17 protein-coding genes and 1 pseudogene are annotated in these 18,393 nt (G+C 43.2%); 12 read left to right on the forward strand and 6 right to left on the reverse strand.

Features of this window, described 5'->3' with window-relative positions:
- Positions 1 to 128: 128 nt before the first annotated feature.
- Positions 129 to 2,366, forward strand: coding sequence for a UvrD-helicase domain-containing protein (locus ACOJQI_RS04585; protein WP_421383863.1), 2,238 nt, complete (start codon positions 129 to 131; stop codon positions 2,364 to 2,366).
- A gap of 425 nt (positions 2,367 to 2,791) precedes the next feature.
- Here the strand turns inward: ACOJQI_RS04585 and ACOJQI_RS04590 are convergent, their stop codons facing one another.
- Complete coding sequence (locus ACOJQI_RS04590; RefSeq protein ID WP_421383864.1) at positions 2,792 to 2,947, reverse strand: hypothetical protein; 156 nt, start codon at positions 2,945 to 2,947, stop codon at positions 2,792 to 2,794.
- Positions 2,948 to 3,162: 215 nt separating this feature from the next.
- Between ACOJQI_RS04590 and ACOJQI_RS04595 the strand changes: the two genes are divergently transcribed.
- Positions 3,163 to 3,252 carry a putative holin-like toxin gene (locus tag ACOJQI_RS04595; protein WP_240628577.1) on the forward strand — a complete coding sequence of 30 codons (90 nt, stop codon included), beginning with the start codon at positions 3,163 to 3,165 and terminating at the stop codon, positions 3,250 to 3,252.
- 200 nt (positions 3,253 to 3,452) lie between these two features.
- On the opposite strand, the gene kynB is transcribed toward ACOJQI_RS04595, so the two are convergent.
- Both kynB and kynU read right to left on the reverse strand, forming a co-directional pair.
- Positions 3,453 to 4,073 (reverse strand): arylformamidase, encoded by a 621-nt coding sequence (gene kynB / locus ACOJQI_RS04600; protein WP_421383865.1) that lies wholly within the window; start codon positions 4,071 to 4,073, stop codon positions 3,453 to 3,455.
- A gap of 11 nt (positions 4,074 to 4,084) precedes the next feature.
- Positions 4,085 to 5,362: a kynureninase gene (gene kynU / locus ACOJQI_RS04605; protein ID WP_421383866.1), complete on the reverse strand. Its 1,278-nt coding sequence runs from the start codon at positions 5,360 to 5,362 to the stop codon at positions 4,085 to 4,087.
- Between the two features lie 147 nt (positions 5,363 to 5,509).
- Here kynU and ACOJQI_RS04610 point away from each other — a divergent pair, with 147 nt between their 5' ends.
- From ACOJQI_RS04610 to ACOJQI_RS04625, 4 genes are all read left to right on the forward strand, one after another.
- Complete coding sequence (locus ACOJQI_RS04610) at positions 5,510 to 6,691, forward strand: D-alanyl-D-alanine carboxypeptidase family protein (RefSeq protein ID WP_421383867.1); 1,182 nt, start codon at positions 5,510 to 5,512, stop codon at positions 6,689 to 6,691.
- Positions 6,692 to 6,884: 193 nt separating this feature from the next.
- Positions 6,885 to 7,247, forward strand: coding sequence for a DUF1284 domain-containing protein (locus ACOJQI_RS04615; protein ID WP_421385391.1), 363 nt, complete (start codon positions 6,885 to 6,887; stop codon positions 7,245 to 7,247).
- Between the two features lie 451 nt (positions 7,248 to 7,698).
- Positions 7,699 to 9,021 (forward strand): oligosaccharide flippase family protein, encoded by a 1,323-nt coding sequence (locus ACOJQI_RS04620; RefSeq protein ID WP_421383868.1) that lies wholly within the window; start codon positions 7,699 to 7,701, stop codon positions 9,019 to 9,021.
- 109 nt (positions 9,022 to 9,130) lie between these two features.
- On the forward strand, positions 9,131 to 11,008 hold the full coding sequence (locus ACOJQI_RS04625; RefSeq protein WP_421383869.1) for a cation:proton antiporter: 1,878 nt from the start codon (positions 9,131 to 9,133) through the stop codon (positions 11,006 to 11,008).
- 52 nt (positions 11,009 to 11,060) lie between these two features.
- Here the strand turns inward: ACOJQI_RS04625 and ACOJQI_RS04630 are convergent, their stop codons facing one another.
- Positions 11,061 to 11,198: a hypothetical protein gene (locus tag ACOJQI_RS04630; protein WP_421383870.1), complete on the reverse strand. Its 138-nt coding sequence runs from the start codon at positions 11,196 to 11,198 to the stop codon at positions 11,061 to 11,063.
- Positions 11,199 to 11,378: 180 nt separating this feature from the next.
- Here ACOJQI_RS04630 and ACOJQI_RS04635 point away from each other — a divergent pair, with 180 nt between their 5' ends.
- The 4 genes from ACOJQI_RS04635 to ACOJQI_RS04650 all read left to right on the forward strand — a co-directional run bounded on the left by ACOJQI_RS04635 (position 11,379) and on the right by ACOJQI_RS04650 (position 15,460).
- On the forward strand, positions 11,379 to 13,151 hold the full coding sequence (locus tag ACOJQI_RS04635) for a M3 family oligoendopeptidase (RefSeq protein WP_421383871.1): 1,773 nt from the start codon (positions 11,379 to 11,381) through the stop codon (positions 13,149 to 13,151).
- Between the two features lie 109 nt (positions 13,152 to 13,260).
- Entirely contained in the window at positions 13,261 to 13,587 is a 327-nt protein-coding gene (locus ACOJQI_RS04640; protein WP_421383872.1) for a PadR family transcriptional regulator, read from the forward strand.
- The gene (locus ACOJQI_RS04645; protein ID WP_421383873.1) at positions 13,584 to 14,441 is read left to right on the forward strand and encodes a permease prefix domain 1-containing protein; all 858 of its coding nucleotides are present in this window, start codon (positions 13,584 to 13,586) and stop codon (positions 14,439 to 14,441) included. Before ACOJQI_RS04640 ends, ACOJQI_RS04645 begins: the two co-directional genes overlap by 4 nt.
- Before the next feature lie 20 nt (positions 14,442 to 14,461).
- Complete coding sequence (locus ACOJQI_RS04650) at positions 14,462 to 15,460, forward strand: TolB family protein (protein WP_421383874.1); 999 nt, start codon at positions 14,462 to 14,464, stop codon at positions 15,458 to 15,460.
- A gap of 28 nt (positions 15,461 to 15,488) precedes the next feature.
- Here the strand turns inward: ACOJQI_RS04650 and ACOJQI_RS04655 are convergent, their stop codons facing one another.
- Both ACOJQI_RS04655 and ACOJQI_RS04660 read right to left on the reverse strand, forming a co-directional pair.
- A complete protein-coding gene (locus ACOJQI_RS04655) occupies positions 15,489 to 15,989 on the reverse strand; it encodes a peptidoglycan-binding domain-containing protein (RefSeq protein ID WP_421385392.1) in 501 nt (166 codons plus the stop codon).
- A 21-nt stretch (positions 15,990 to 16,010) separates the two neighbouring features.
- A pseudogene (locus ACOJQI_RS04660) lies at positions 16,011 to 16,532 on the reverse strand (N-acetylmuramoyl-L-alanine amidase family protein); the annotation flags it as partial.
- A 286-nt stretch (positions 16,533 to 16,818) separates the two neighbouring features.
- Here ACOJQI_RS04660 and ACOJQI_RS04665 point away from each other — a divergent pair.
- A complete protein-coding gene (locus tag ACOJQI_RS04665; RefSeq protein ID WP_421383875.1) occupies positions 16,819 to 17,163 on the forward strand; it encodes a flagellar basal body rod protein in 345 nt (114 codons plus the stop codon).
- Between the two features lie 455 nt (positions 17,164 to 17,618).
- A complete protein-coding gene (locus ACOJQI_RS04670; RefSeq protein WP_421383876.1) occupies positions 17,619 to 18,269 on the forward strand; it encodes a PspA/IM30 family protein in 651 nt (216 codons plus the stop codon).
- Positions 18,270 to 18,393: the final 124 nt, after the last annotated feature.

Consider the following 18,393-nt stretch of genomic DNA (forward strand, 5'->3'; position numbering starts at 1 on the left):
CGAAATCTATCAGGCTTTCATTGACTTTTTCCACCAAAAATAATAAATTCACTAAGGGTGTAAAGAATTAATTTATCTTTACACTCTTTTTTGTTGAACTGAATCAAAAACAGATCTGGGTGACAATAATGAATTACTTTTCCAACAGGCCATTCGGCATTTCTTCTCAAGTCATGCCAAATGCAGAAGTTTATCATAGTGAAAATCAACCAAATCAAGAGCTGCAAGGCGAAGATGGTTTCTACTTCAGGCTTCTTGAACAAAACGGTATCCGGCTAAATGAGGCTCAATGGAAAGCTGTCAGGCATATTGAGGGCCCATGTTTGACATTAGCAGGGGCAGGTTCAGGAAAAACGTCTGTGCTTGTTTCCCGGACAGGATATTTAATTCAGGTCAAGAACGTTTCTCCTGAAAAGATACTGCTGCTGACCTTTTCAAAAAAAGCGGCAATGGAAATGAAGCAAAGAGTGGCCATGCTTCCGGGTATTAATAAACAGGAAGCCAACCGGATACAAGCAGGGACTTTTCACTCCTTTTTCCTCTTTATATTAAGAAGCAGGGGAATCACGCAGGAGATACTTGGGAATGAACGCTTCAAGCACATCATATTAAAGCAGCTTCAAAGAAAAATGGGCATACAGGAGCCCTATCAGCCAGAAACACTGCTTTCTAAACTCTCCTACCTGAAGATGAAAATGGAACCAGTCGGGCAGCTGCCTGAAAAAACTCCAGGAGAAAAAGAAGTTAAAAAGATCTTGATGAAATTTGAAGAATGGAAGGCAAGCAACCAGAAAATGGACTTTGATGATATTTTAGTCAAGGCCTATGAACTTCTTAACGAAGACCAAATGCTGCTGGATGCTCTCCAAAAGAGGTTTCAATTCATCATGGTCGATGAATTTCAGGATACAAACTGGCTTCAATACCAGCTGATTAAAATGATTGCCGCACAATCGAGGAATTTGTTTGTCGTTGGTGATGATGACCAGACCATCTATTCTTTCAATGGTGCCGATCATTCGTTCATCCTTGATTTCGATAAGGAATTTCCGGATGCCCGTGTCATCACATTGGATATCAATTACCGTTCAAACAGCTATATTGTAGGGCTGGGAAATCAAGTCATAAGCTGCAACCGGTATAGACGGCAAAAGAACCTTCAGGCAGTAAAAGAGGAGCAGGTGAACCCCCAGTACTGCCGTCCATCAAATACGGATGAGGAAGCAGAATGGATCACCAGTAAAATTAAAGAGCTGACTTCAGAAGGAGACCTGACATTCAACGATATAGCGATACTCCACCGGACAGCGAGCAGCAGCAGAGCCATTTTCGAGAAACTCGTTATAGAGGAAGTCCCTTTCTTTTCATTTAATCCGGGTGATCAGCATTTCTATGATCAATGGATGGTCAAACCTTTAGTTGATCATTTGAGACTTTCTTTGGTCCCAAGGAACTTTACAGCAATAGAAGGGATTCTCGCTTCGCTTTACATCAATAGGGAAGCGGGGCTGAAGTTCATCCTGGGTAATGAAGAAACAGCGAGAAAGAAATATCCTTTGATTCATCTGACTAAGATGAATCATCTTCAGGAGTTCCAGAAGGAGAAAGTAAAACAAAGGATTAAATTGATTAAAGGCCTTGCTGCTGAGCCTCCTGCAACAGCCATAAAGCAAATGAGAAGAGAATTCTATGACCAATTCATGGATACAAACGAAAGGGTATCCGTTACAGAACACAAGGAAGCGATTAAAGAAACTTTATCAGAACTTGAGGCATCTGCTTCCCGTTTCCAATCCATTTCCGCCTTTATTTCATTTATTGACAGTATGACTGAGAAACATGAGAAAATGCAGAATCAAGACAAGAAATCGAATACAGATGCGATTTCTTTAATGACGATCCATCGCGCAAAAGGCCTTGAATTTCCAGTGGTTTTCGTAATTGGGGCAAGTGAGGGGAATCTGCCGCATTCCTCAGCTCTTAATGCGGACAAACTTGAAGATAAGGTATATCAGCACACACGAAGTAAAGAGGTCCTGGCTATTGAAGAAGAGAGGAGGCTGATGTATGTCGCAATCACAAGAGCGAAAAGCAAACTCTTCATCAGCTCTCCGGCCTTTTACCAGGGAGAAAAGCGTGAAATCTCCAGCTTTCTGACAGATGCCTTTCGTGAGAAACCCTTAAAAAAGGACAAAATAACAAAAAAAGAATCTCCAAAAATAAAAGTTTCAGCCTGGATTTGCAGCAGTGACAACTGTATAGCCTGGTCCAGAATCAAAACAGAAGCAGACCAGAATATAAAAAGAAAAGCCTGTCCAATTTGCGAGAAGAGGATGATAAAAGGCGAGAAACTCGTGAGCGGATAAACCGGATCCACCCGTTAAATTTAATTTTTTAGGGTTGTCTTTTTCTGCTGTTCATTTATGAAGGAAATTTTAATCCTGTTGTGGTTACACAAAGTTGTTGATTGGATTCAACGTTTATAGCTCCCTGATTCACGGAGTCGTATACTTTAGAAAGCCATAAAACGGCAGTCTCCTTATATTAGGATGCTGCCGTTTTTTATGTGATTTGCTGCTATCTATTGTTCTTACGGGGGTGGTTGGAATGGAAGGCTGCGTGATCTCCTGCGGGACTAGCGGGACAGGTGAGACCCCGCAGGCGCAGCCGAGGAGGCTCAACGCCCGCCACGCGGAGTCGCGCAGCCTGTAATGGAAACCACATATTCCAATTTTGTAGGTAAGTTAAGTAAGAAAAAATGACAGCGTCTTAGCGGGATGCTGCCATTATTCTATGAACTCTTATCTTCCGATGACGATCCATCTTCAGGAACAGGGTCAATCCTTGAACTATCCGAAGTGTTTAAGGAACTTTTCAGGAAATAAACGAAAAAACCGCCGATAAAGAGCAGAACAAAAGCCAATCCGATTACAACCAATATGCCCATAGGTTTCTCCTCCTTATGAAAGCTCTTATACAGTTAACTTATGAAATTGACAAACCATATAGACCTTCAGAAGAACTCGGTAGAATCGGACCATTTTTTCTAAAAAAGAAATAAAAAATAGAACACATGTTCTTGTTTGTGTTAAAATAGTGCTAGAGTATACATGCGGACTGGCAGCGGCTGCTCCCTTTTTGGAGGGGAGGTGAGGCAATTTAATGATAGAAACAGCTGACGCTCTTCAAATTATGATTGCGTTCGGAACCCTGACAGTAGCGATTATCGCGGTCACACAAAAAAAGAAGTAACCACCCGCCGGCTCACTACCTGGGGAAGTTACTTCAGTATCTAACTATAGGCTGCTGTTTCCTGCAGTGTATGCTTGCATGAGAGATCTGGTGGCAGCCGGAACTCTCATGTCACCTTTTATTCTTATAGTTATAATTATACCCAATATCTCATCTTGAAGTAAAGGAACTTGAGAGATGAAATACATAAAATTCATTTCTCATCGCTCAATAAGAACCGCTCTGACCGGACAGCCGTCAGCTTCTTCCAAAGGTAGAGGGAATGCTGCCAGTTCATAGGTTTTTGGCTCGACTCCATCAAGCACAATACCTTCAAGAATCCCGATGCCATTTTTCTGTAATGAATGGTGGGCAGGCAGTTCTTTGCTGTCAAGAGGATCGACAGATGGAACATCCACCCCGACAAGACTAATGCCATTCTTTTTCAGGAAGGGGCCGATATCTTCTCGAAGAAAAGTGATTTCAGAAGGAAAAGCACTTTTATCTTCCCAACTGTTTGTGCGCAGCAAAAGTTTGGTTACCTTCTGCAGATCCAAGTATTCCAGATCCTCGGCACCAATGGATTCTTTTCCGGAGATTTCGACTACCAATGCGTTTCCGAAAAAACTTTCCAGAGGGAGATCAGCCACTTTCTTTCCATCACTTTCAAAATGAAATGGGGCATCAATATGCGTTCCTGTGTGGGCGCTGAATTTTATATTTCCAACATTGACTGAACCAGTATCTTCTTTCGCCCAATTTAATGAAAAGGTGAATGGCGTATCGCCTGGCCAGACAGGTGTGCTGCTGTTAAGTTTTTGTGATATATCGATGATTTTCATCCAGTACCCCCCTATGCTACTACATTTCTGCCTTTTTCAAATTGTTTGTATTGCTCCTCTTCCATGATGTCCTTTAAGATTCGGACGGTTTTCCATACGTCCTGATAAGAAGTATAAAGGGCCACCGGAGCAAGCCTTATGACATTGGGAGCCCTGAAATCAGGAATGACACCATTTTGTTTCAAGGCCTTACAAATTCGTGCAGCTTCTTCATGCTGCAAGCAGACATGTCCCCCGCGCCTGTAATCCTCTTGTGGATTGGAAATGGTGAAGCCGTATTCTGACAGGCTGTCCTCTATAAGATTCATTAGGTAAGCGGTAAGCCTCAAGGATTTTGTCCGGACATTTTCTATGCCTGCCTCTTCAAAAATTTCAAGTGATCCAAGAAGCGGGGCAAGGCTGAAAATATGCGGAGTCCCAATCTGGAAGGCTCCGGCTGTATCCGAATGTGTCAGCGTATGTTCCATATCAAACTGCTTTTCTTTCTTTGAGCCGAACCAGCCTGCCAGGCCAGGCTTTCTTCCCAGATGATTTTCATGTACGAATAGGCCGCCGACTCCCCCCGGACCGCTGTTTAGATACTTATAATTGCACCAGACAGCAAAATCAACATTCCACTCATGAAGCTGGTGAGGAATGGCTCCGATGGAATGGGCCAAATCAAATCCGATGACAATCCCTCTTTTATGAGCCTCTTCCGTCAGAAGTTTCATATCCAGAAGCTGACCAGAACGATAAAGGACAGATGGAAGCAGGATGAGTGCGATGTCATTTGTCATGGCATCGATGATATCTTCTTCCCGGAGTGTGAGTCCGTCCCTGCTTTTCACTTGGACAAGGTCATTGCCAGGATCGTATCCCTTTAATTCAAGCTGACTCTTTACAGCATAAATATCTGAAGGAAAGGTCAATTCATCCGCGAGTATTTTGGTCCTTTTTCCTTCAGGCTGATAAAAAGTAGAGAGCATCTGGTGCAGGTTCGTGGTAATGGACCCTGTTACAATCGTCTCCTTCTCGTTACTTCCGATAAGGGGAGAAGTCATTTTACCCAGTTTCTCAGAGTAATAGAACCAGGGTTCCTTACCGTCCATCCAGCCGTCTATTCCAAATTGCTTCCAATCTTCCAGTGAAGTCAAAAGTGACCTTTCCGCCTTTTTGGAAAGCAGTCCAAGTGAATTGCCATCCATGTAGTACCAGTTATCTTTTATATAAAATTCATCTTTGAAACGAGATAATTCATCTTTTTTATCCTGTTCAATCGCATACTCTTCGTTAATGCTGTACCCCATATGTATCCCCGCCTTCAGTGTTTTATATAGATAAATGTTATATGAAATTGGTAGAATAGTAAATTAATTTTGCCGAGTTAAATGTTTAATAGAAGTTTAATGTGTTATGGAAGGAATAAGGGACAGAAAAAGAAAGGAGAATCCAGATTGAAGAAATTATTTACAGTAATGGCTTCCTCGGCACTCCTCGCTTCGGTATCCTTATCGCCGGCCGATACACAGGCTGCAGCCAACAAAGACGATATAGTGCTGGTAAACAAAGAGCATTCATTATCTTCGGGTTATATTCCCAGTAATTTAGTCGTGCCAAATGTACCTTTTGTAAGTGATCAGGAAAAAATGAAAAGCCACGCAGCTGATGCTTTAGAGGAGCTGTTTGCTGAAGCAGACAGTGAAGGAATCAACCTCTATGCTTCCTCTGGTTACCGGTCATATGAATATCAGCAGGACGTGCATCAATATTACGTTAATCAATATGGTGAAGATTATGCTAACCAAATCAGCGCCAAGCCTGGAGAAAGTGAACACCAGACAGGCCTGGTCATGGACGTGACATCCCCTTCTGTTGACTATCAGCTGATCCAGGAATTCGGTGATACGGCAGCAGGTGAATGGGTGGAAGAACATGCGGATGATTATGGATTCATTGTTCGTTACCCGGAAGGAAAACAATCCATCACAGGCTATCAATATGAACCCTGGCATCTTCGCTATGTTGGGGAAAGCCATGCAGAGCAAATCATGAGCCAGAATATCACATTGGAAGAATACTTAAAGAATCGGGACTCTGATTCAGGATCAACTGGAACGTATGTCGTTCAGCCTGGCGATACCCTTTGGGAAATCGCGAGGGAACATAATATCACCTTAGAAAAGTTGAAGTCGCTGAACCCTGAAATCAATCCCCGTTATCTTCAAGTAGGGGATACAATTCAGCTTCCAGGAAGCGGTTCAACACAGCCTTCTACTCCAGATGAAGGCACGACAGAAAGCGGAACCTATGTAATTCAACCCGGAGATACATTTTGGGAAATTGCATCGAAATATGATAATGTAACAACACAAGAATTAATGGATGCCAACCCATCCTTAAGTCCAACCAGCTTGCAGGTGGGAGATACCATCACTATTCCTGGCAGTGGAGACAGCTCGAATTCAACAGTGGTATCCACCGGAAATGTATGGATTCATTCAGAACCGAATTTTGAAGCGTCCAGCAGAGCTGGCATTTTCTATCAAGGTGAAACTGCCCAGTTGGTTGGAGAATCCAATGGAATGTACCAAATTGAAGAAGGATATGTATCCAAAAACTATGCAGATGTTCAATAGAGAGCCTATGAGACCGGGAACTGCTTCCGGTCTTTTTTGATATAAGAATGTTTGCATTTTAATAACCTATGAATCTACAGGATTCCTCCGCGGTCCTATAGAATAAGTATTATAAGAGAATCTAATGGGAGGCATACGTGTGAGGAAAATAATGAGGGGACACCATCTCCTGTGTGTCCATGGGTTCAAAGGGATGGGTTACAGTGAGTCCTTTGTTGAGAAGATGAACGAGATTGTTACAGATATCAGAGATGGGGAGAAGGACTTCGACATAAGAGTAGTCGCGGGTTTCGATGAGGCCTGCTCGGCTTGCCCGCATAAAGGGGAAACCTTATGCAGCGGCAATGTGAAATCGAATGATAAAGTCATGGGCCTGGATAGAAGGACTATCGACCACCTTGGCTTGAAGGCAGGAGGGGTTTATAAAAAATCCTATCTTGTAGCACTTACAGCTGAAAAGGTGGAGCCGGATGATCTGGATCAAATTTGTGCCGGATGTTCCTGGCTTGAATATGGGGTTTGCAAAGAGGGGATAGCAAGCCTTAGAGAAGGATGAGAAAACTGAGATCAAATTATCTCAGTTTTTTTGTTGTTCATTTTTTTACATAAACGTTAATTGCTGTTAAAGCCTCACCTTCCTTAGAAAGGGCGTCTAGAAGTGTTCTAGAGTCCCGAAGGAAGAAGGAGGTGGTTGGAAAAGTCGTCTAGGAGGGTTCTAGAGTCCCGAAGGAAGGGGAAGGCAGTTGGGAAAGTCGTCTAGAAGGGCTCGAGAGTCCCGAAAGAAGGGAAAGCCAGGAAGAAAAGTCGTGTAGGAGCGCTCTTGAGTGCGGGAAGAAGAGGAATCCAGGTAGAAAAGGCATTTAGAGAGCGATCATAAAGTGTTGAAAGGAACGGACTGATCGTAAGAAAGTTCATAATGCAAATAACAACTCTTTGATGTTAAAAAATCCTAAACCGCAAACCTCCGTCATATGATAGGGCATGTACTTATTTCGGAGGTTGAATTAATGAAGTTATTCATACGTGGAATATCCTTTTTAATAATCACAGCGTTTTTCGGAGAGTGTCTGGAATTTGTCATCAATATGATCCTGGCCAGGGAGCTGGGGGAGCATGGGATGGGAATGTATATGTCGATTCTGCCGTCCATCTTTTTGATTGCCATCATTGCCAGTCTGGAACTTCCGGTTTCGCTTTCGAAGTTCATCGCGGAAAAAGATGTTGTGTATCATCGAAATATCCTTTCACAGGTATGGAGACTAACGATTATTTTCACCTGTGTTTTCCTTCTGGCGGCCACATTGCTTTATTCATTGTTTCCTTTTCTGGCAGAGTACCATCCGGGCGTACGCTGGCTGACCCTTCTGCTGATTCCGATCATCTCCTTTTCTTCCGTGGCCAGAGGTTATTTCATGGGAGTTCACCAAATGGGGAAAATTGCTTCAGCCAATTTTCTGAGGAAAATCGTCCAGCTGATGCTTCTGGTTGTGGTCTATCAGCTGTTCTCGTTTGAAACCAATATTGCCATCATTGTTGCCCTGTGTACCTTCATCGGCAGTGAAGTGGTTGTCTTTCTTTATTTCATACAAGCTTATGTGTTAACTGTGAGGAAAATCAAACATACATCTTCAAAGACTGCAGATAAGAGGGAAGTGGGCAGGGCATTATTGTCTGTTTCGTTCCCAACGACAGTGTTGAGGATCTTTCATGCTGTGTCGCATGCAATCCAGCCTTTTTTAATTAAAGCAGCACTTATCCATTCAGGAATGACGGAGATATCGGCAACAGAACATTTCGGAGTGATGGCCGGAGTTGCATTAACGATTGGGTTCTTCCCGGCTTTTATCGCCCACTCGCTGTTGGTGGCTTTAATTCCGATTGTGTCAGAAAAGGTTTCAAAGAATGATATTAAAGGTATACATTCAATACTCAGACAGGTTGTCTGGATTACATTGGGATACGGGGCGCCGGCTGTTTTGGTTTTTTATTTCTGGGGAGAGGAACTGACGAATTTATTCTTCCATTCCACCTCAGCAGCTTATTACTTGAAACTGCTCTGGCCCTACTTCTTCTTCCATTTCTTTGTGATGCCGCTTCAGGCTTTCATGATTGGATTTGGACTGATAAAGGACGCTTTGTATCATACTATATGGGCGACAGTTGTTTCGTTTGCGATTATCTATTTTCTTGGTTCGCTGCCCCAGTTCGGTATGGCCGGAGTACTGATCGGGATGAACACAGGAGCGGTATTGCTGACATTGCTCCATTACAACACAGTTTGCAGCCGCCTTGGTTTGACCTTTTGGTTTAAAAGCACGGTCAGAATATGAGCTATGTGAAGGCGTAAGAAAACATTGGTGAAACACATGAATTTACATGCAATACACAGAAGGATAGAATAGATTAACAATTTGAATCCTTTTTTAAAGGAGAGACTCAATGATTCATTCAATATTATTCAACTTGATGCTGATAGGACTGCTCGGGGTCCTGTCTCAGTGGGCAGCATGGCGTTTCAGGCTTCCGGCCATTGTCGTTATGTCCATCGTCGGGCTCTTGGCGGGTCCGTTTTTTGGAATTATAAATCCGCAAGAAGAATTTGGTGATCTATTTAAACCAATCATCTCAATGGCGGTGGCCATCATTTTATTCGAAGGAAGCCTCAATCTTGATTTCCGTGAGGTGAAAGGCCTTGGGAAGCCTGTCTTTCGGATCGTCACAATAGGAGCTTTTCTTGCCTGGATCCTCGGTTCCTTGGGGGCTCATTATGTAGCTGGCCTTTCATGGGCTGTTTCCTTTGTTATCGGAGGATTGTTCATCGTTACGGGACCGACTGTCATACTGCCGCTTCTCAGGCAGGCGAAACTGAAGCCGCGTCCAGCAGCCATTTTAAAATGGGAAGGGATCATTGTAGACCCATTTGGTGCGCTGTTAGCGGTTTTTGCCTTTGAGATCATCTTGTTCCTGACATCGGAAGAAGGCGCACACAACACTCTGCTGATGTTCTTTCTGGCTTCCTTGTTTGCGGTAGTATTCGGCTGGCTTTGCGGCCGGGGAATCGGCTGGGTGTTTGAAAAGGGGCATGTTCCTGAATTCCTAAAGTCACCTGTAATGTTCGTAGTGGTCCTGGCCTGCTTTACTATCTCAGATGAAATCACCCATGAAACCGGGCTTTTGGCCGTTACGGCAATGGGGATGACCTTGGCGAACATGCATATTTCATCAATCGATGATATGCGTCATTTTAAAGAGAATATATCGGTGCTGTTGATTTCCACCATTTTTGTTATGCTGACGGCTTCCCTTTCACTTGATACGTTAATTGAAATTTTTAATTGGAAGATCATCGGTTTTGTCCTGTTAATGCTCTTCGTTGTGCGTCCGTTATCTATCTTCATATCCACTTGGGGAACGGATCTTTCTTGGCAGGAAAAAACACTTGTCGGCTGGATCGCTCCTAGAGGGATTGTAGCATTGACTGTTTCAGGATATTTTGCTTCCATCCTTCTCGATACTGGGTTTGAAGATGCGGCGATACTGACTTCGGTTACATTTGCTCTGGTCTTCGGGACGGTTGCTGTCCATGGGTTTTCAATTGGCTGGCTTGCTAAGAAGCTTGACCTGGCCATCAATGACAGGCCGGGGGTGCTTATTATAGGCGGAAGCAGTTTCTCTACGGAACTTGCAAAAACCTTTAAAGAACTAAAGACACCGGTAATGATTGCTGATTCCTCCTGGAAGAGGCTGTTCTCTGTACGAAAAGCCGGAGTCCCTTTTTACAAAGGAGAAATTCTATCGGAACAAACAGAGTATCATATGGATTTAACCCCTTATGAATACCTGCTTGCGACCACTGAAATTGATTCCTACAATGCATTGGTTTGTACGACCTTTGTGCCATCCATCGGGAGAACCAACTTGTTCCAGTTAACCTTAAAGGGAAAAAGAAGTGATGATATCGAGGATCTTGTCCACACGCTCGGAGGCAGGATCTTGTTCCAGGAGGATGCAACCTGGGATGAATTGAATAAGCGGGTTGAGCGCGGGGACATTATCAGGAAGACCAATATAACCGAGAAATATTCCTTTGAAGAATATCTGCATGAAAGAGAAGAACATACCATCCTTCTTTTTGTCATGAAACCTTCAGGGAAATTGGAATTCTTTACTCCTGACGGCTCGGCCAAGGCAGAGGCGGGAGACATCGTTGTCAGTCTGACCCAGCCCTGCAAGGAATTTAACAAGATTCAGGAAAAACTTGTGGAGCAGCGTGAAAAACCAGTGAAGCAGAATCAGAAGGAAACAAAGAACGAATAGAAAAAGCAGCCCCCTCAAAAGGCTATTGAGGGGGCTTTTCTTCATGGCCCTGTTAATTTTTCTTCTGCATCTTTTCAGCCAGAAGCTGCTTCACTTGATTGTAAGAAAGGCCTGACTGGGCATTGAGCCTTTTTACCTCCTCAATGTCAGTCCCGGATGCAGTGATTTTTTTGCCGTTAACTTCTTTCATAAGGACACCTCCGTATTCCTATTTTCTTCATTCGTTTACTAAATATGCCGGCGATGTTAAGAAGGGGTGGCAGCTCTTCTGAATCCATCCACACAAAAAATAAAAGCAAGAAAAGTCGGAAAATGGTAAACTGTACATATACATAAAAAGATTACATATTTAGAAGGGGAGAATTTCACAATGACTTACTCTGATGTTTGGGATTTGGATGTGTTTTTTGAAGGCGGCAGCAGTTCGCCTCAACTAAGGGAGCACTTGGAGACACTGGAAAAGAAGAAAGCGGAGTTTGCAGAGAAAGAGAAAGCATTCCAAGCACCGCAATCAAAAGATGACAGCAGTCAGGTATCCAATCTGATTGAAGATGCAAAAGAGATCATGCTGTATCTGCGTCAGGCCGGTGCCTTCATTGGCTGTTTGGAAGCACAGGATATGAAGGATAGGAAAGCCAATACACTTCGCGGGGAATTGACGACGGCAAGTGCAGACTTTCAAGTATCCTTCAACAGTTTCCAGCAAAAGTTGTCGGAAACCCCGCAGAATGTATGGGACGAACTTCTTCAAACAGCTCCTCTTTCAGAACTGACATTTGTCTTGAATGAATGGCGTGAAAAAGCCAAGGATAAATTATCAAGCGAGGAAGAGGCGCTTATCCAGGCACTCTCTATAGATGGGTACCACGGGTGGGGCCAGATGTACGATACAATTGTCGGCAGCATGGAGATTCCTTATAACGGTGAGATGCTATCAATTGGACAGGCGAACAATCTGAGTTCCCATCAGGATGAAACTGTACGGAAAGAAATCTTCGACAGCCTTGAAAAAGCGTGGACAGAGAAAGAAGAATTATTTGCGAAAACCCTGAACCACCTTGCCGGCTTCCGTTTAAATGTTTATAAAAAACGCGGGTGGGATGAAGTTCTGAAAGAACCGCTTGAATATAACAGAATGAAAAAAGAAACCCTTGAAGCCATGTGGGGAGCGATTTCAAAGAATAAAGCTCCTTTTGTAAAGTATTTAGACCGAAAAGCAAAAATGCTCGGCAAGGAGAAAATGGACTGGTACAACATGGACGCTCCTGTGGCAGAGTCCAATTCCACTATGTCCTACAACGAAGGAGCGGAATTCATCCTGAAACACTTTGCCCGTTTCGGGACAGAAATGGCTGAGTTCGCTCAAAAAGCGTTTGAAGACAGATGGATTGAAGCAGAAGACCGCGCCGGCAAAAGGCCTGGTGGATTCTGTACTTCATTCCCATTAAGCGAGCAGTCACGCATTTTCATGACGTATTCAGGTAGCATGTCCAATGTGGCAACTTTAGCACACGAGCTCGGCCATGCATTCCATTCCTATGCTCTAAGACCTATGCATACCCTGAACAGGAACTATGCCATGAACGTAGCGGAAACGGCTTCTACTTTTGCGGAAATGATCGTAGCGGATGCAGCAGTCAAAGAAGCGCAGACAAAGGAAGAAAAAATCGCATTGGTGGAAGATAAATTGCAGAGAAGTGTGGCGTTCTTCATGAACATCCATGCGCGCTTCCTGTTTGAAACACGCTTCTATGAAGAGCGTAAAAACGGATTGGTATCAGCTGAGAGGCTGAATGAGCTTATGACAGAGGCTCAAAAAGAAGCATATGCAGGTGCACTTGATGAGGCACATCCTCACTTCTGGGCATCAAAGCTTCATTTCTATATTTCCGGTGTACCGTTCTATAACTTCCCGTACACCTTCGGATATCTGTTCTCACTCAGCATCTATGCAAAAGCATTGGAAGCAGATGAGAACTATGAAGAGAAGTACATGGCACTTCTTAGGGACACAGCTGTGATGAGTGTTGAGGAGCTTGCAATGAAACATCTTGGCGAAGATATTACAAAAGAGGCATTCTGGGAAAAAGGAATCGCCCTCTGCATCAATGATGTCGAAGAGTTTATGAGTTTGACTGAATAATTTAAGAGACCCGGTCCAAAGGAGGATCGGGTTTTTAAATGAAGTTACCCTTGTAATACGATGTAAGTCGTATTACAATGTAATAAAGGAAAATAAAGGGAGTGGGAATTTGAATAAGGAATTGATGAAGGGAAGTATTGATATCTTGCTTTTATCCTTGATATCTAAGAAGGATATGTATGGATATGAAATGGTAAAAAAGCTGAAAGAATCCAGTGGCGACCTCTACAATATGAGTGAAGGCACCTTGTATCCTGCTTTAAAGAGGCTGGAGAAAAATGAGTGGGTGACTTCTTATTGGAATGAAACGGATAAAGGCAGCAGGAGGAAGTATTACCGCATTACTGAGAGGGGAGTAGCAGAGTTATCCGCTAAGCTGAAAGATTGGCAGGCTGTCCACCGCTTGATTGATAAGACATTGGGAGGAGCAGAATGATGACCATTGACAAACATATCAAAAGGGTATTGCAGCATGTCGAAGGCTCTCCTGAGGAAAGACAGGAGCTTGTCGATGAAATGAAGGATCACCTTCTCTTAGCTAAGGAGGAGTATATCGAACAAGGCTTTTCGCCAGACGAAGCTGAACAAAAGGCAATTGCGGACTTTGGCGGAGATGTTGAAGTGGGCGACCAGCTTCAGGAAACGATCTCTCCTTATCGGAAAGATGTCTTATTTGGACTGGGAATTGCCAGTATCGTTTTTGCTGTAAGTGTCTTTTTACATGGTGTGATTGAAATTAGTGAACCACACCCAGTATGGTTGGTGGTGTTGTTTTCGCTAGGTTTGTTTATGACTGTTGCTGGTTTATATCCCTCTATTGCAGCTGGCCGGAGAATTATGATGACCGTAATGTTTTTCTCCTATTTTCCATTAATCTTCTGGGGACTCTTGATAATAGATACAACCGATAATTGGTATAAAAGTCCGCTGGAAATCTTAGCAGGAATCATTGCTGTACTAATTGTTGTTTCATTGTTTATGACATTACTTAGAAGCGGAAAAACAGCATCCTTGGATAGCGCCTCCAGAAAGAAGAGGGTCATCTTTCATACCATCAATATTCTTTTGGGAATTGTCATCATCCCCTATTCTTTTATGTTTGGATTGGGCACTCTTATTTTCGGGGGAATGGATCCGATGCTGCTTATGCCATTTGGATTGGTTTTACTCTGGTCATTTTCCTACTGGGGACAAATGAAGTTTTACCGGAGGCGCCCTTTAATATCCATTGGATTCCTATCTGCTGATTTTCTTGCAGTGCTTCTTGTTGTATTCAGATATATAACCTGATCTTGTAAAGGAGGGATTGTGTGGGGAAAAAGAAATTTGTAATAGCTATTCTCGTTTTCAGCACAGGTGCTTTGGTCTCACTCCTGATTTTCAGCAATATTTATTTGGCAGAGGGGGAAGAAGGAGGCGCTTATCAGAACGGAACGCTGGCAGCAGACGAAGAGACCTTCGCTTATGTGAAGAATGAAAGAGGTATACAGACTCTTAATCTTGCAGATGAAAAGACAGGGAAGACCGTTACGCTATTGAGCACAAAGAAAAATGAGCAAGTTGTGGATCTTGAGATTAATTCAGAAGCCGGAAAAGTTATCTATCTATCAAACTCTCCAGACAAATCATCACTATACTCCATCGATATTGACACCCTTGAAATAGAAAAAATTTTGACGGAAATGGCACCGGTGCCGGAATCAGCTGCAGCCGAAGGGAAAATCTACTATGTAAAAGGAGAATTGCAGCATATAGACAAGGAAGGGAATCCTTTTCATTACTATGATCTTTATTCTTATGATTTGAACACTGAGAAAAGTGAACGTCTGACTGAAAAAAATGCTTTTAATATTTCTTCTCTTATCTATGACGAAAAGAACAAAAGGCTCTTTTTCAACATGTACTACTCTGTAAGCCGCGACCCCTTCGAAGCGACCCAGAGTATATATGAAATGTCTCTTTCCGATTTATCAGTGAAAAAAATTGATGTTGGCATGAGAGATGTGTTTGAGATGAGCTATTCCCCGGAGAAGAATGAAATGGTCTTCAAAGGCATCGCCAATCCTGACTCAAAAGGGACCTTTAAATATGAATTGTTCAGCTTGAATCTGAAAAATAATCAAACGAAGAGGATTACTTTCCTGGAATCATATTCCGCTGATCCGGTCTTTTCCAATTCGGGCAAGGAAGTCTATTTTGTTTATAATGATAAAATTCCTGGAAACAACGATTCACACTCCGAGTTATATAGATTGGATAGAGAAACACTGAAGGTAGAAAAATCGCCAATAAAATTCATTGAGGACTGAGGGAAAGCAACTCAGTCCTTTTTCTGCATCAAGACTGTTCTTCCAATTCCATCAAGATATATTTCCGGGTATTAGGTCCATAAATGCCATCATTCTTGAGTTCGGCATAGGTCTCCTGAAACCTCCTGACTGCATCTTCTGTTTTCGGCCCGTAAATACCATCGATCGCTCCAGCATCAAAGTTGATTTGTTTTAGGGCTCTTTGAAGCTGGCGGACGCCATTTCCTTCACTCCCATCTCTCAATATTCCGCTTGGAAGCGGAAATTCATTCGCGGGACTGCTGATGGTCAGCATTTCATTTAACTTTCCAAGTGTTTGCGGACCGACCAGCCCATCGACCCTCAATCCGTGTCTCCGCTGAAATTTCATGACAGCCATTTCTGTTTCAGCTCCATAAATTCCATCCGCACCATATCGGGGCAAGGCGATTCCAGCCCTGATCAGCTTATGTTGGATTTCCCTGACAAGAGACCCTTGATCTCCTTCTCCCAGTGGAAGGGAAAGGGATCCTCCTGAAGCTGCCGGCATGGATGTTCCATCATTTGTAAAATAAGTTCGATAGGCATTATTGACATCAGCCAGAAATTCCTCCCAGGATATCCCGTATCTATTGAGGGCATTTTGCGGATCGGTTCTTCTTGAAGGGTCCAGGGTGCTGTGCGCCACGATATCCTCTCTCGGATTCAATCCATACTTATCAATAAGATAAGCATGGTACCAGACATACCGGTCATATGCCTGTGTAAAATTAATGCCGCCGCCCCAGGCCAGCTCAACCCCTATTGCATGGTCGTTCGCATCCGTTCCGAACTTGCGATTGTCGGTTCCGACATCATGACGGACATGCCAAGCCTTTTCATTAAGTGGAATAATTTCGAGGATGTACCTGTCATCAATAAAGGTATGTGCCGATGCTACCGGATCCGTATTCGCAAAATAGCTTCGGTTGCCATAAGCGGTTGACCCTGGGTTGCCGGTGTCATGGCTCACGATAAATTGTACATCCCCCAATGCTTCTCCTGAACGAGAATTGCCCAAATCAATATAATCACGGGTGATTTTATATTTCATGCATGTTCCTCCTATGCCTTACTAGCTGGCGTAAATAACAGAAAAATGAAATCAGTACAACATTATATGCTCGTGAGAATCAGCGGGCACGGCATCAAGTCCTCCTGATAATAAGAAGGGTCAAAAGATAAGTCCTACCTTATCTAAGCCTCAGGTCTTAGTCGAAAATAAAGCTCAGGCTCGTTATGAAAAATGCTTCAGAAAGGTACGATAGAGACAAGAAAACGGAAGAACAAAACATTCTTTCGAAATCAGGCTGAACATCCAGCCGCAAGGAGGAAGAAAAATGAAGAAATTTGGTTTATTGATTTTAGGAGGAATCGCGGCGATTGTGCTATTGGCGAATATGGGGCCGATGATCGGCCTTGCCATCAGTCTCCTGATTCTTTACTACTCATTCAAGCAGTTTGTGAAGACAGATTCGACTTTCGCAAAAGTCATCTGGGCCATCATCGGTCTGGCGGCGCTTAGCGCATCAGCCTCAAACTTTCCGGCCGTCATCGGCCTTGCAGCCATCTACCTGCTGTATGTAGTCATCAAACAGTGGAAACAGGAAAAACCGGAAGCTGCTGAAAGCGACGACCCCTTCACAAACTTTGAAAAAGAATGGGCAAACCTGAAAAACAGCTAATATGTAAAAGTTGAAAAACTCATGGAGTAAAAAGGAAAAGCAATGTAAGAAACTTTATGCCCCATTTTTAGGATTCGTTTCATTAAGATCTCAATGGATAATTTCACCTTTGCATAGTTGATTGGAGTGAAAGGATTGCGACCTCCTGCGGGAGTAGCGGGACAGGTGAGACCCCGCAGGCGAATCTAGCTTCATCGGCCATCGCCTAGCAGATTTCGGTCTCTCTCCTTGCGATAAGTCAACATCGGCGCGCTCCGCTTGCCGTGTTTCCTTTATCTCATGCGAGAGTCCTCCAATCTGTACGGCGCTGAACGGCCGCTTACGCTTTTTATGAAGCCGAGGAGGCTCACCGCCCGCCCCGCGGAGTCGCATCCTGGAACGGAAATCAACGGACTCCTCCAGTAGCAGCAATTCTTAAGAAATGGGAAATTTTAAAAAACAAGGAGAGATATTAAATGGCAAACTTATTTAACAGATTGAAAGACTCTATCACTTCAGATTTTCATGAAATGCTCGACCAAAAGGAAAAAAAGAATCCGATTTCCATGCTGAATCAATACTTGCGTCAATGCGAAGCTGAAGTGGAAAAAGTAAGGAAGCTGGTTGAACGCCAGTACCTTTTAAAACAGGAATTTGCAAAGAAATATGCAGAAACTCAGAAGCTTGCAGACAAAAGAAAATATCAGGCTGATATTGCTTCCGAAGCAGGTGAAACAGAACTTTATGAATTCGCAATCAGTGAACACGAGCACTTTGCAGAAAGAGCAGAAAGAATCCAAACCTCTTTGAATGAAGCAAACAGCGGATTGGAAGATCTGGAGAAAAAGTACGAAGAGATGAAACATAAATTAAAAGATATGTATATCAAGCGTATGGAATTGATGGGGCGTGAGAATATTGCCCGCGCCAACCACCGGATGAACAAGGTATTGGAATCGTCTGAAGGTTATTCAGACAAATCTTTCTCCAGATTTGAAGAGATGGAAGCCTATCTTGAGCGCCTTGAACATGGCGTGAACACATCCTACTACCGCAACAGCATTGACGGCAGGATTGCCCAGCTGGAAAAAGAAATGAAAAAAGAAGAAACCCATTCTATTTCATAGGCAAATCATGGTATTCTAAAAAGGCGCAGACTTCTGCGTCTTTTTGGAAGTTTATCAAAACAGATTCGCAATCTATACTATCCTAATTAAAATTCAGAAACCTTGACTAGATTAAAAACGAGAG

It is taken from the genome of Bacillus salacetis (genome assembly GCF_049177075.1).
Classification (GTDB): domain Bacteria; phylum Bacillota; class Bacilli; order Bacillales; family Bacillaceae_B; genus Rossellomorea; species Rossellomorea salacetis_A.